Origin of the sequence: Fictibacillus nanhaiensis (assembly GCF_023715445.1) — a bacterium.
Taxonomy (GTDB): Bacteria; Bacillota; Bacilli; order Bacillales; family Fictibacillaceae; genus Fictibacillus; species Fictibacillus nanhaiensis_D.
The window spans coordinates 25,192-38,564 of the sequence record NZ_JAMBOD010000005.1 but is presented as its reverse complement, the minus strand read 5'-3'; the positions used below and the strand labels follow the sequence as shown (position 1 = coordinate 38,564).

Below are 13,373 nucleotides of genomic sequence, written 5' to 3'. Positions count from 1 at the left end.
CCTCCCCATGACTGTTTTTAAAATTAGATAAATAAGTTGATCTTAGACTCATCTGCATCTGCAAGATAAGATGCTACACCTGCATAATCTAAACCATCAATAAGCTCATCTTTCGTAATACCCATAACATCCATGGACATCGTACAAGCAACCATTTTTACGTCCAGGTCATGTGCCATTTCGATTAATTCTTTAAGTGTTACGATGTTTTTCTTCTTCATCGTATACTTCATCATCTTGCCGCCAAGACCGCCATAGTTCATCTTTGAAATCCCCAATTTTCCAGGTCCTCTTGGCATCATTTTTGCAAACATTTTATCCATGAATGTTTTCTTCACATTTACGTACTCTTCTTTTCTTAAGATGTTTAATCCCCAGAATGTAAAGAACATCGTGACTTGTTTCCCCATAGCAGCTGCACCTGTGGCGATAATAAAACTTGCCATCGCTTTATCAAGATCACCGCTAAATACGACCATTGTTGATTTATCTTGTGTTTGTTCCATTTTTTATTGTCCTCTCCTTTTTTAAACCCAATACCTATACCTCTATAGGTATTGGGTTATTTAAAAAATTTTTAATTTACCCTTTTTTAATCCAGAACTTGAATACGCCTTCTTCTTCTTTGTGGTCTAATAATTTATGACCAGATGATTTTGACCATGCTGATAAGTCGTTTACAGCACCTTTATCTGTTGCCAGTACTTCTAAGATGTCTCCGCTAGCAAGACCATCCATAGCTTTTTTTGTTTTTACGATGGGCATTGGGCAAGATAACCCTTTTGTGTCTAAAGTTTGTTTTACGTTCATTTGAAGAACCTCCTGGTCATTTCAGTTTAAGTTTTGTTTTATTTACTCAGTGATTGCACAGCGGTTTGGACCAATTTCCATCTCGCGCTGTTCGTCAGATGTTGGATCAATTTTCCCCATGTTTGTCTGACGGATCTCTTGGTATGCATTAGGCTGTGGCGGTAAGTTTTCAGTTACAGCCTTACGGAATTCATCATCGCTTTCGATTTTTAACCCTTCGTTCTTTTCAAACAGCTCGCCTAGAGGAGCTTGAACAGCACCCTTTTCATCAAGTTCGCTGATTTTACCAAAGTGAGCTGGCAATACAACTAGATCTTTTGAAAGACTGGTGTATTTGTTGTATAAGGAATCACGCAGATCGCTTACCCAGTCCTCAGCTTTACCAGCAAGGTCTGGACGTCCGATTGAATCAACAAACAGAATATCTCCAGAAAGCAAGTATTGTCCGTCAACGATCATAGAAGTACTTCCGATCGTATGACCTGGAGTATAAAGCGGCTGAATTTCAATCTTTGTATTCCCGATCGTAATGTCTTTGCCTTCTTCTAATGCTTCATAAGAGAACGTTACTTCTTCAGCATCTTTTGGAGGCAGCCAGTACGTTGCGTTAGTTTTTTCCGCAAGACGGCGTCCGCCAGAAATGTGGTCAGTATGAAGGTGAGTATCAATCATGTGCTTAATTTCAATATTTTTTTCTTTAGCAAAATCTTCATAAGCTCCAATTGCACGAGCAGAATCGATGATTGCTGCTTCCCCATTCGATTCAACAAGGTAAGAAAGGCATCCTTTACCGATACGATTGAATTGGTAAATAGAGCCGCCATCTTTTAGGTCACCGATCTTAACTGGCAACAAGTATTCGCTCCAAGCATTCATACCACCTTCAAGGTAATACACATCTTTAATTCCAGCTTCATCAAGCATCTCTGCTACCATTACAGAAGAACCTTCTTTAGCACAAACAACTAATACTTCTTTTTTTGGAAGGTGTTCTAATACATCCTCTACGCCTTCAATTAGATCGAAATACGGACGGTTAATGGACTCAATACCTTTTCCTTCGATTTTCCAGTCTTTAAAATCACTTTCATTACGAACATCAAGAATAAACATTTTGCCTTCTACAGCACGTTTTGCTACTTCTTTAGCAGATAATGCTTTAACCATTCAACAAATACCTCCCTAGGTATAAATTTTAATAAAAATTTTTTATTCTGATTCAGTAGGTCCATTCCATTCAGACATACCAGGCAAAACGTTTTTCACGTGCTCAAAACCTTTTTCGGATAAGATTTGTGCAGCCATATCACTTCTGCTTCCTGTACGGCAAATAACATGAATTTCTTTAGTTCTATCTAGTGTATCTAATTTGCCTTCAAGTTCCCCAAGTGGAATAGATACTGCCCCAGGTATACGTTTAAACTCATACTCTGCCGGTTCTCTAACATCTAGAAGAATCATGTCTGTTTGATTCTCAGCCCAAGCTTTTTCTAATTCATCGTTTTGAATCGTATGCTCAAACTTAGCTGCTTCTTCTATTTCACCAGGGTTTGATTTTCTCAAATAATGTTTAAGAACATTTCCCTCTTCTTTTGTGCCTAAATATTGATTACCTGTGTTTTTAGCCCATCCTTGCATATCAGCCAATGAACCTTTATCTGTTGCCTGAACTTCAATGACTTGACCCGCTTCCAACTGATCCATTGCTTTTTTCGTACGTACAATTGGCATTGGACATGATAATCCTTTACAGTCTAAAACTTGATCTACTTTAATACTCATTCATATAACCTCCATATTTTCTTTTTCTGTTTCGAAACTATTTTCATATACCCGAATAGGTATATGAAGTTTCAAAAAAATTGCTATAAATACCCACAGGGGTATATTAAATGATAAAAGAGAATCTGTCAACAGGCTATGCTTATGACAGATATTAACGGCTTTTCACGAGAAGTTGTACGGCTTCTTTAACTAAATCGGAGTTTACTTGTTCTCCTTTTTCCATTTGTTCACGCAAGCATTGTTCAAGGTTTGTGCCGACAATTAATCCAATCGTACGATCAATAGCAGTTCGCGAAGCAGAAAGCTGGGTGATAACGGCTTTACAATCTTGCTCCTCTTCTAACATACGTAAGACGCCGCGAATTTGCCCCTCAATTCTTCTTAAACGATTTTTCATTTCTTGTGTGTATTCCACATCAGCACCTCCTCTTCCTACATACCTATAGGGGTATATTACACCATTCCAAATTTAATGTCAAACGTTACATTTAAAAGAATGAAATTGGCTGCAGGCAATGCCATACAGCCATTCATTCTTATTATTGTGCCACCTTTTGCATTCTTTCATGAACCAAATCCATAACTGCTTGCTTTAAGGAAGAAAGTGCTTCATCTGCTTTTTCGTTTGTTTTAGCCTGAACACCGAAATAAAACTTAATCTTTGGCTCTGTTCCAGAAGGTCTTACACAAAACCATGAACCATCTTCTAACTTATATTTAAGTACATTTGACTTGGGAAGGATAATTTCTTCCATATTGTCTTGAGCGATTGTATAACGAGTACTCGCTTGATAATCCTCTGTTACAGCGAGTTTTTGACCGTTAATTTCAAGCGGTAAATCGGCTCTGAATCCAGCAAGCAAGTTCACAATCTGTTCTGCTCCTGACTTTCCTTTTAACGTTAAAGATTCCAGACCTTCTTTATAATACCCGTACTTCTCATATACATCAATCAGGGCATCATAGAGCGTCTTACCTTGTTTTTTATAATAAGCAGCCATTTCTGCACCCATTAAGCATGCTTGTACAGCATCTTTATCTCGTACAAAGTCTCCAATTAATGAACCATAACTTTCTTCGTACCCGAAAATAAAGGAATGTTCTCCGCTCTTTTCATATTCTTTAATTTTTTCACCAATAAATTTGAATCCTGTAAGTGTATCTTCAGATGTTAAACCGTAAGATTCTGCAATAACACGTCCTAATTCTGAGGTTACAATGGTTTTAAATACGATACCTTTAGAGCAAAGGCTGCCTTTTTCTTTACGCTGAGAAAGGATGTATTCCAGCATGAGCGCTCCCGTTTGGTTACCCGTTAAGATCTCATATTCACCTTCAGTGTTTTTAACCGCAATTCCGACTCTATCTGCATCCGGATCTGTAGCCATAAGGATCTCTGCTTCTTTTTCTTTTCCATATTGGATAGCAAGTTCAAACGCAGCATGTTCTTCAGGATTAGGTGATTTTACTGTAGAAAAATTCGGATCAGGCTGCTCTTGTTCTTTTACAACTGTCACATTCGTAAATCCGAGCTGTTTGAGTCCTTCTCTCACTGGAATATTTGCTGTTCCATGAAGCGGAGTAAAAACAATGCTTAAATCATGCATCTCTTTAATTACTTCACGATTCAAACTAATCTTTGTGAGTTGCTCCATATAAGCTTTATCAATCTCATCACCGATCACTTGAATAAGTCCTGCATTTTTTAATTCTTCTTCTGTTTTTACATCGATTAATAATTCGTCTTCAACTGTATTTACCTTTTGAATCACTTCATCGGCTTCTTTTGGAGGCAGCTGTCCCCCATCTGGCCCGTATACCTTATACCCGTTATATTCCGGCGGGTTGTGGCTGGCTGTTATTACAATACCGCTATACGCTTTAAGGTATCTCACTGCAAAAGACAGTTCTGGTGTGGGTCTTAAACTTTCAAAAACATATGCTTGTACACCATTTGAGGCTAATGTTTTTGCAGCTTCCATCGCAAACTCCGGAGATTGATGTCTTGAATCATAAGCAATTACAACACCGCGTTTTTGAGCTTTTTCACCTTGTTCCATAATAAAATGTGCTAATCCTAGCGATGCTTTTCGTACCGTATACGTGTTCATCCGATTTGTACCCGGACCAATTTCTCCACGCATACCCCCTGTACCAAACTCTAAATTTTTATAGAAGCAGTCTTCTAGTGCAGTCCTGTTATCTTTAATTCCCTCTAATGCAGTTTTTAAAGATTGTTCTAATTTCTCGTGTTGAATCCATCTTTCATATGTTTTCTCCCAGGACATTGTACTGCCTCCCTTATTCTATTAAAGCTATTTGTACGGTTGTTTTTGTTTAGTTTCGATTTAAATCGATTATTTCCTGCCTTATCTATTAAATACGGCCTTTATTATACCGCTTTCATCAAAAAAAATAAAATGTCCTAATTAGACTCCACTAGGTTTTAGACAAGATTCGTTATATTTCCCGAGAAATAGAAAAAATGCGGCAAGCTTTTTGAAGTTTACCGCACTTTATTTATTGCTCTTTTCTAATGGATGTTTTCTAAAGGATTTTCTTTTGCTCGTTTGTTTTACTCTTCTTCGACAAGTTGATTGGAGCGCAAGGTGCGACACTCCTGCGGGATCAGCGTGCCAGCTACCTGATCATTCTTCTCGCAAGGCATGCGACGAGGAAGCTCGCTTCGGTGTTGTTTTTCTTTGAGACGCAGGAGCAGCACTTCATATATCTTTCCGCGAGGCTCACCGCACGCCCCGCGGAAAGCGAGCATCCTGTAGCGGAAATCAACCATTTCTAATAGCAACAATCTTTTAGAAAATAGCCTTGTTTATTTACTCTTATCTTTTTGTACAACTCCATATAAATCAAGACGTCTATCTCTAAGTAAAGTGACACTTCCTGTTTTACGCTGTCTTCTTAGGATTTCAAGATCCACATCACCGACTACAACTGTTTCAATATTAGGGTGGCACTCCCCGACAATACCATCTCTTGGGAATGAGAAGTCAGATGGCGTAAAGATACCTGACTGGGCATATTGAATGTCCATGTTTTCTACTTGTGATAAGTTTCCTACTGTTCCTGCAATCGCAGTGTAGATCTCATTCTCGATAGCGCGAGCTTGAGAACAATATCGCACTCGTAAGTAACCTTGGCGGTCTTCAGTACAAAATGGGGTGAAAATAATTTTTGCCCCTTGATCGGTAACAATACGGGACAGTTCTGGAAATTCAATATCATAGCAGATAAGAATAGCAACCTTCCCGCAATCTGTATCAAAGACCTGTAATTTGTCCCCAGCTGAAATACCCCACCATTTTCTTTCATTCGGTGTGATATGAAGTTTATACTGCTTATCGATTGTACCGTCTCTTCTAAATAAGTAAGCTACATTGTAGATGTCCCCATCTTCTTCAACGAAGTGTGAACCTCCGATGATATTCACATTGTATCTTACAGCAAGGTTTGTAAACAGTTCTATATATTGCTCTGTAAACTCTGTTAATTTACGGATTGCTAAGCTAGGGCTCTTCTCTTCACAGAACGACAAAAGCTGTGTTGTTAACAATTCAGGGAATACAGCAAAATCAGAGCCTTGGTCTGAAGCAACATCTGTATAATATTCTACTTGAGTCGCAAAGTCTTCAAAAGAATCAATCGATTTCATCATGTATTGAATCGTTGTAATTCTGACAGGTTCACTGGTTTTAAAATGTTTTTTAGTTTGGTTTGGAATGTAATCCACGTTATTCCATTCCATCAATGTAGCATACGCATTTGATTGCATATCATCCGGAAGATAGCTTTTATTTAAACGCATTATAGTAAAACCATTCATTAGCTGAAAGGTTAAAACAGGATCATAAATATTATGCTGGATAACCTCTCGTACATATTCTCTCGGTGTCATTTCCTTTGAATACTTGTGATAGTTTGGAATCCTTCCGCCTAAGATGATACTTTTCAAGTTTTTTTGTTCAGCCAGCTCTTTGCGTGCCTCATAAAGCCTAGCTCCTATTTTCATACGGCGGTACTCAGGATGAACCATAACTTCAATTCCATATAGATTAAAGCCTTCAGGGTCATGATTTGTAATATAGCCTTTGTCTGTGATTTCATCCCACGTATGCTTATCATCATATTCATCAAAATTTAACATCAGACTCGAACAGCTTCCGACGATTTTCCCCTCATACGTTACACAAAATTGCCCCTCAGGGAATATCCGGAGGTGGCTCTCCAGCTGATCTTTCTGCCAAGGCTCCATGGTGCCAGGAAAACATACTTTTTGAAGTTCTAAAATTTCATCAATATCTTCAAATTGTATATTGCGCATTTCTATCTTTTTCTCAAATTTTGAAACATCAATCTCGCTCATCTGTTCCACTCCTCTAACCTGCTTTAACTAATTATGCTTATTTCCAGTTTTTCATCCGTTCATAAAGTGAACCTGTATACAATTCTATCTCATTGCCGTCAGGATCCATAAAGCTTATCGTCCTTCCTCCGCCCCGCTCAATAGGTCCTCTTGTAATTTCTGCGTGCTTTGCTTCCAAATAAGCTGCTGCCTTAGGAAAACTCTCTTCAGTAACCGTAAAAGCAAAATGGTCTACACCTATTTGGTCTTTTTGAATAGGTTTTGCTTTTTTTATTTCCAGTAAACATAACCATACTCCGCCAATGTCCAAGTATACATCTGTATTCCCTTTATGAACGATTTTTGCACCTAAAATGTTTTGATAAAAATGAATCGCTCTACTTAGTTCTGAAACTTTAATGGTTATATGATTGATTCCCTTAATCTCAATCATGATTTTTGTTGTTCTGCTAGTTGTATAAGTGCTGCAAGTTCAAGCTCCGCTATTGATTCCATTTGATGATCGACTTCGTCAAATTGCATATGTTTGGTGACAGGGTTTGGAATTGCCACACAAAAGAGGCCTGCTTTCTTGGCTGCCGTAGATCCGTTCACGGAGTCTTCAAAAGCGATCGCTTCTTCCGGTTTAACCCCCAACGCCTCTACTGCTTTCACATATAATGCGGGATCAGGCTTAACTTTTTCGACATCATCTGCCGTTTTAATCACCTCAAAATAATGGAGAAGCCCTATTCTTTCAAGATGCTCTAGGACCCATTGGCGTGAGGAGCTTGAAGCAAGGCCGACCTTCAAGCTAAGTTCTTTTGCGGCTTTCAGATATTTTTCTATTCCTGGAAGCGGCTTTTGCTCTTTAATTAATGCCAGTGCACGTTCTGTTTTCTTTGATCTTAGCTCATCATGGTTAAGTTTTTTGTTAATTTGTTTTTCTAAGTATTCATATGGATCAAACATTGAGTGAGTGCCTATGCATTCTCCCCAAACTTCGAGGGGCAAGTCACTTCCATACTCTTTATACATTTCTTGAAAAGCATTGTAATGCTGGGTTTCTGTATCCAGAATCGTACCGTCAAAATCAAACACAAGTGCTTTAATCAAATGCTATCATCCTAACCGCGTTTTTATTTATTTTCTTAAACTTTTTATAAAGACGCAAGAAAACCGATTCTAGTCATACAGTTTTTCTTTTAATGCAGCACGTTGGTTCTGAATATAATCTTTTTTCCATTGCTAGTCGCAATAATTGCCCCTAGCTGATCTGTTCTATAGATGGTCATCTTCCTATTATTGAGTCGGTACAGCACTTCTTTCGATGGAAACTGATAAGGATTGTTTTTCCCGACAGAAATAACCGCTACTTTTGCTTTAACTCTTTTTAAAAATTCCATGGTTGTTCCTGTGTTTGCACCATGATGGCCAATCTTTACAACATCGGCCCTTACACCGCTGCGGCTTAAAATTTCTTTTTCCTCTTCAGCTCCTGCATCAGCCATCAAGAGAAAGTTTCTTTTTCCATGCTGAATTTTAATGACGGCTGAATAATCGTTGATATGTTTATAGTACGAACCTTTTGGTGCCAGCATTTCAACTTTTACCGAAAATCCCATTTTAAAACGTACGCCTGCTTTTGCCCGGTCTACAGGAATTTGCTTTTCATTAATCACACGGAAAAGGTCATGATAGTATTTTGTATCATATGGCAGGTTTGGCATGTAGAGAACACTTACGGGAAAAGCACGAATCACATCATCCAGTGAACCGATGTGATCATGATGGGGATGACTAGCTACTACAATATCTATATGGGTAATGCCTTCCCGTTTCAGGTACGTGATAATTTCCTCAGCATCATGCTCATCGCCTCCGTCGATCAGCATGGTTTGACCGTTCGGTGCTTCAACAAGAATACAGTCGGCTTGTCCAACATCTAAAAAGTGGATTTTTAATGGATCAAACCAGTCGGCATATGCAGTTTTGCCTGATACCAGCACGAAAATAAATATAAAACATAAACATAATGCCGCCGATCTGCTATATTTTTTCAAACTTCCACCCCTTCATTTAAATTGTCCGTCAAAAAACTTACTCTTAGTTATATGTAATTACTGCAGATTCAACAACAAAACCCGCTATCCAATACATGGATGGCGGGCGGAGTATTATGTGGTAATTTCACTTTTTTTGAAGAAACTTTTCATCGCGTGGTAGACATCTGCTTTTTCCTTTAAAATATAATGACTGAATTTAGGATTATCCATATTCTTATATACACTCATCAATGTAGAGTGTCTGTTATAGGCGTTTACTTCACCGTATCCAAACATATTTGAGTGTTCCATAATCTGCTGCACAAGTTTAACACATCTTGCGTTATCACTTGTCAGGTTATCACCATCTGAGAAATGGAACGGATAAATATTGAACCGGCTTGAAGAATACTTTGTTTCAATCAGTTCTAGCGCTTTTCGGTATGCTGATGAACAGATCGTTCCTCCGCTTTCTCCTTTATTAAAAAAGTCCACTTCAGAAACAACTTTTGCTTCAGTATGATGAGCAATAAATTCGATTTCTACTTTTTCATATTTTGAACGCAGAAAACGCGTCATCCAGAAAAAGAAACTTCTCGCCATATACTTTTCCCATATCCCCATTGATCCAGATGTATCCATCATTGCTAAGACAACGGCTTTTGATTCTGGCTTAATGACTTCATTCCAAGTTTTAAAGCGCAAATCATCATTGTGAATTGGAGCTACACTTGGCTTTCCGATTAATGCATTCCGCTTAAAGGCGGTTAAAATGGTTCTCTTTTTATCAACATTACCCATAAGTCCTTTTTTTCGTACATCGTTAAATTCGATCTTTTCTAACACGATCTGGTCTTGTTCTTTTTGTTTAAGGTTTGGCAGTTCCAGCTCTTTAAATAGCATTTCTTCAAGTTCCAGTATGGATACTTCTGCCTCTGCATAATCCACTCCAGGCTTATCACCTGCAGGACCTTTCCCCTTTCCCGCGCCGTTTTGTCCGGCACGTCCATCCCTCGCTACTACATCCCCCACCTGGCTATCTCCGTCACCTTGGCCTACGTGCTTGTTTTTGTCGTAGTTGTATCGGATTTTGTATTCATCCATTGAACGGATCGGAATTTTAATCACGTCACGTCCGTTGGACAAAATGATATTCTCTTCGCTTATCAAATCCGGCAAGTTGTTTTTAATGGCTTCCTGCACTTTTTCCATATGCCTTTGATGATCTTGATATCCTTTTCGGTGGAGGGACCAGTTTTCCTGGGACACAACAAAATTGTTCTTATTCTGTTCGCTCATCGTTATCCCCTCCAGAGCAGCAAGAGTCAATGCTGCTTTTCTTGATCAACCCGGGGCATATATTACTTTCTTGTAATCCGCTTTTATGAGAAAAAGGGTTGGTTACTCTATCTTATGCAAGTACTCACTAGAATTGCTAAACTTTCGAGATAAAAAAGCCTCTTTTCAAAAATAGAAAAGAGGGCTTGCCATTATTTCTTATATTCGTTTTTATCGTGCTGTTTAGGATCTGGTGTTTTGCCGCTTTTACGGACTTCTTCATTTGTTGAAACATGTTCCATAACTTTACCGTGCTCTTTCATTTCTTCATAATTAGATGCCATTGAACTGTTTTTTCTTTTTGGTTCTTCGTTATTTTGTTTTGTCATAGGGATTCACCTCTTAAAAGGAATTTTCCCTATTTATTCCTTTTTAAAACCATTAAAAACTTTCATTTCATCAACCGGCCAATAACGAATATTTGCTTCCCCAACAATATCCTTCATCTCAACAAAACCAATATGCCTGCTGTCGATGCTGTGAAGTCTGTTGTCACCCAGTACAAAGATTTTGCCTTTAGGTACGGTGTCGTGTCCCGTAATTTCCTCAAGAGTAAAATTTCCTGTCAGCGTACGATTGCCTGCAAATCTTTTAAATTCTTTTAAATAAGGTTCTTCTACTGGATTATTGTTAATATAAAGTTTGTCATTTTTATAAGCGATGTGATCACCAGGCAAACCTATCACTCGTTTAATATAATCCTCTTTTGGGTTGGCCTTAAAAACGATAAGATCGAATCGTTCAGGGCTGCTGATTTCATAGCCAATTTTATTGACAATAAGACGATTGCCATTTTGAATAGTCGGCATCATCGATTCTCCGTAAACAACATACTGCTCAATCAAAAACTTTTTTATAATAATAGCAAGAATGAGTGCAATACCTATCGCCTTAATCCAGTCCAACAATCCATTTCTTTCTTTTCGAGCCGAGCTCATACAGCTCACTTCCTTTAGTTAGCTTATTAGTATCAATTTACCATTTTTAAATTAGTAATTACAAGGTCAATTATTTTTATAGTAAAAATTATTATTCAAAGCTATATGGAATTTCTTTAGTTTTCCCTATTTTTCTGTAAAAAAACACACCCTAAAAGACCTTTTCTGTGTCTTAGGGTGTGTTTCGCATAACTATCTATTCAGCAGGCTACCCACATAGCGCAATAGTTCGTTCGCACTAGTTGTATTATAGCCATGCTCATCAACAAGCCTTGCGATTACTTCGTTTATTTTTTTCAATTGTGATTCGTCTGGTGTTTTAGATGAAGTCGTAATTTTGACAACATCTTTTAAATCAGCAAACAACTTTTTTTGAATCGCTTCTCTTAAACGCTCATGTGAATTGTAATCAAACTTCTTCCCTTTTCTTGCGTAAGCAGAAATACGGATTAAGATCTCTTCACGGAATGCTTTCTTTGCATTTTCAGAAATACCGATCTGTTCTTCAATGGATCTCATCAGCTTTTCATCCGGACTCATCTCTTCCCCGGTCAGCGGGTCCCGGAGCTTATTCTTGTTGCAATAAGCCTCTACGTTATCTAAATAGTTATCCATAAGAGTTTTTGCAGACTCCTCGTATGAATAAACAAATGCTTTTTGCACTTCTTTTTTCGCAATATCGTCATACTCTTTTCGGGCTGCTGAGATAAAGTTAATAAATCTTTCTTTATCTTCTTTTGAGATTGAAGCATGGTGATCGAGTCCATCTTTTAATGAACGCAATACATCCAGCGCATTTATGGATGGTGTTTCTTTACGAATAATGGCAGATGAAATTCGGTTAATGACATAACGCGGATCGATACCTGACATTCCTTCATCAGAAAACTCCTTCTTAAGCTCTTCCAAATCAACATGGTTAAAGCCTTCTACAATTTCACCGTCATACAAACGCATTTTCTTTAAAAGATCCATGCCTTGCTTTTTTGAATCTTTCAGTCTTGTTAGTACAGAGAAAATAGCTGCTACCCTAAGAGCATGGGGAGCAATATGCACATGGGACATGTCGCTCTCCGAGATCATTTTTGCATATATACGCTCTTCTTGAGAAACCCTCAGATTATATGGAACTCCCATTACAATAATTCTGGAATGCAAGGCTTCATTCTTCTTATTAGCGATGAAAGACCGATATTCAGATTCGTTCGTATGGGCAACGATTAGTTCGTCAGCCGAAATCAGCGCAAACCTTCCCGCTTTAAAGTTTCCTTCTTGTGTGAGAGATAGAAGATGCCACAGGAACTTCTCATCACACTTCAACATCTCTTGGAACTCCATCATACCCCGGTTCGCCTTGTTCAGCTCCCCGTCAAAACGATATGCACGAGGGTCTGATTCAGACCCGTATTCCGCAATGGTAGAAAAATCAATACTGCCCGTTAAATCAGCAATATCTTGTGACTTCGGATCGGACGGACTGAATGTTCCAATACCGGTTCGTTTATCTTCTGAAAAAAAGATCCGCTCAACGATCACATCTTCAATTCTGTTATCATACTCTTTTTCCAGTCTCATTGTATTTAACGGAGACAAACTTCCTTCTACACGAATGCCATATTCCTCATAAAATTCTTTTCTGAGATGCTGCGGTATTAAATGCAGCGGATCTTCATGCATCGGACAGCCTTTGATCGCATAGACTGCTCCTTCTGGCGTTTTTGTGTATTGTTCCAAGCCTCTTTTCAGCATCGTTACAAGAGTGGATTTACCACCCGACACAGGTCCCATTAACAGCAATATACGTTTACGGACATCAAGGCGTTTTGCGGCAGGATGAAAATACTCTTCAACTAGTCTCTCGATTGATTCTTCTAATCCAAAAATTTGATCGCTGAAAAAATGATACACCTTTTGACCATTTTTCTCTGAAATTCCAGCATCTTTAATCATGTTGTATACTCTTGAATGCGCTGACTGGGCAACAAATGGCCGATCACGTAAAATATCAAGGTATTCAGCGAAGGTACCTTCCCAGGCTAGACGCTGCTCTTCTTCTCGATGCAATTGGATTCTTGATAAAATATCCATGAGTACCTC

The 13,373-nt window shown here is 38.4% G+C and carries 14 protein-coding genes; all 14 read right to left on the bottom strand.

The features are described 5' to 3' along the window. Positions 1 to 23: 23 nt before the first annotated feature. Entirely contained in the window at positions 24 to 506 is a 483-nt protein-coding gene (locus M3196_RS14035) for a DsrE/DsrF/DrsH-like family protein (protein WP_251322944.1), read from the bottom strand. A gap of 76 nt (positions 507 to 582) precedes the next feature. Then, positions 583 to 810, bottom strand: a complete 228-nt coding sequence (locus tag M3196_RS14030) for a sulfurtransferase TusA family protein (RefSeq protein WP_251322943.1) — start codon at positions 808 to 810, stop codon at positions 583 to 585. A gap of 42 nt (positions 811 to 852) precedes the next feature. Continuing rightward, positions 853 to 1,977 carry an MBL fold metallo-hydrolase gene (locus M3196_RS14025; RefSeq protein ID WP_251322942.1) on the bottom strand — a complete coding sequence of 375 codons (1,125 nt, stop codon included), beginning with the start codon at positions 1,975 to 1,977 and terminating at the stop codon, positions 853 to 855. Between the two features lie 42 nt (positions 1,978 to 2,019). After that, positions 2,020 to 2,592 carry a sulfurtransferase TusA family protein gene (locus M3196_RS14020; RefSeq protein ID WP_251322941.1) on the bottom strand — a complete coding sequence of 191 codons (573 nt, stop codon included), beginning with the start codon at positions 2,590 to 2,592 and terminating at the stop codon, positions 2,020 to 2,022. 154 nt (positions 2,593 to 2,746) lie between these two features. Next, on the bottom strand, positions 2,747 to 3,010 hold the full coding sequence (locus tag M3196_RS14015) for a metal-sensitive transcriptional regulator (protein WP_251322940.1): 264 nt from the start codon (positions 3,008 to 3,010) through the stop codon (positions 2,747 to 2,749). Positions 3,011 to 3,134: 124 nt separating this feature from the next. Continuing rightward, the gene (locus tag M3196_RS14010; protein ID WP_251322939.1) at positions 3,135 to 4,883 is read right to left on the bottom strand and encodes a phospho-sugar mutase; all 1,749 of its coding nucleotides are present in this window, start codon (positions 4,881 to 4,883) and stop codon (positions 3,135 to 3,137) included. Between the two features lie 542 nt (positions 4,884 to 5,425). Continuing rightward, positions 5,426 to 6,976, bottom strand: a complete 1,551-nt coding sequence (locus M3196_RS14005) for a bifunctional GNAT family N-acetyltransferase/carbon-nitrogen hydrolase family protein (RefSeq protein ID WP_251322938.1) — start codon at positions 6,974 to 6,976, stop codon at positions 5,426 to 5,428. A gap of 37 nt (positions 6,977 to 7,013) precedes the next feature. Further along, positions 7,014 to 7,409 (bottom strand): VOC family protein, encoded by a 396-nt coding sequence (locus M3196_RS14000; protein WP_276531379.1) that lies wholly within the window; start codon positions 7,407 to 7,409, stop codon positions 7,014 to 7,016. Continuing rightward, positions 7,406 to 8,071: an HAD family hydrolase gene (locus tag M3196_RS13995; protein WP_251322937.1), complete on the bottom strand. Its 666-nt coding sequence runs from the start codon at positions 8,069 to 8,071 to the stop codon at positions 7,406 to 7,408. The genes M3196_RS14000 and M3196_RS13995 overlap by 4 nt, the downstream gene beginning before the upstream one ends. 89 nt (positions 8,072 to 8,160) lie before the next feature. Then, on the bottom strand, positions 8,161 to 9,018 hold the full coding sequence (locus M3196_RS13990; protein ID WP_251322936.1) for a ComEC/Rec2 family competence protein: 858 nt from the start codon (positions 9,016 to 9,018) through the stop codon (positions 8,161 to 8,163). Between the two features lie 114 nt (positions 9,019 to 9,132). Further along, positions 9,133 to 10,299: a sporulation protein YhbH gene (yhbH, locus tag M3196_RS13985; RefSeq protein WP_251322935.1), complete on the bottom strand. Its 1,167-nt coding sequence runs from the start codon at positions 10,297 to 10,299 to the stop codon at positions 9,133 to 9,135. A 191-nt stretch (positions 10,300 to 10,490) separates the two neighbouring features. Next, positions 10,491 to 10,667 (bottom strand): hypothetical protein, encoded by a 177-nt coding sequence (locus M3196_RS13980; protein ID WP_251322934.1) that lies wholly within the window; start codon positions 10,665 to 10,667, stop codon positions 10,491 to 10,493. A 33-nt stretch (positions 10,668 to 10,700) separates the two neighbouring features. Beyond that, complete coding sequence (gene lepB / locus M3196_RS13975) at positions 10,701 to 11,276, bottom strand: signal peptidase I (protein WP_251322933.1); 576 nt, start codon at positions 11,274 to 11,276, stop codon at positions 10,701 to 10,703. A 192-nt stretch (positions 11,277 to 11,468) separates the two neighbouring features. Next, complete coding sequence (locus tag M3196_RS13970) at positions 11,469 to 13,364, bottom strand: PrkA family serine protein kinase (RefSeq protein WP_251322932.1); 1,896 nt, start codon at positions 13,362 to 13,364, stop codon at positions 11,469 to 11,471. Positions 13,365 to 13,373: the final 9 nt, after the last annotated feature.

Excerpts from the sequence above, each read along its gene's own strand:
- M3196_RS14035 (WP_251322944.1), bottom strand. The coding sequence starts at position 506 with ATGGAACAAACACAAGATAAATCAACAATGGTCGTATTTAGCGGTGAT.
- M3196_RS14030 (WP_251322943.1), bottom strand. The coding sequence starts at position 810 with ATGAACGTAAAACAAACTTTAGACACAAAAGGGTTATCTTGCCCAATG.
- M3196_RS14025 (WP_251322942.1), bottom strand. The coding sequence starts at position 1,977 with ATGGTTAAAGCATTATCTGCTAAAGAAGTAGCAAAACGTGCTGTAGAA.
- M3196_RS14020 (WP_251322941.1), bottom strand. The coding sequence starts at position 2,592 with ATGAGTATTAAAGTAGATCAAGTTTTAGACTGTAAAGGATTATCATGT.
- M3196_RS14010 (WP_251322939.1), bottom strand. The coding sequence starts at position 4,883 with ATGTCCTGGGAGAAAACATATGAAAGATGGATTCAACACGAGAAATTA.
- M3196_RS14005 (WP_251322938.1), bottom strand. The coding sequence starts at position 6,976 with ATGAGCGAGATTGATGTTTCAAAATTTGAGAAAAAGATAGAAATGCGC.
- M3196_RS14000 (WP_276531379.1), bottom strand. The coding sequence starts at position 7,409 with ATGATTGAGATTAAGGGAATCAATCATATAACCATTAAAGTTTCAGAA.
- yhbH (WP_251322935.1), bottom strand. The coding sequence starts at position 10,299 with ATGAGCGAACAGAATAAGAACAATTTTGTTGTGTCCCAGGAAAACTGG.
- M3196_RS13980 (WP_251322934.1), bottom strand. The coding sequence starts at position 10,667 with ATGACAAAACAAAATAACGAAGAACCAAAAAGAAAAAACAGTTCAATG.
- lepB (WP_251322933.1), bottom strand. The coding sequence starts at position 11,276 with ATGAGCTCGGCTCGAAAAGAAAGAAATGGATTGTTGGACTGGATTAAG.
- M3196_RS13970 (WP_251322932.1), bottom strand. The coding sequence starts at position 13,364 with ATGGATATTTTATCAAGAATCCAATTGCATCGAGAAGAAGAGCAGCGT.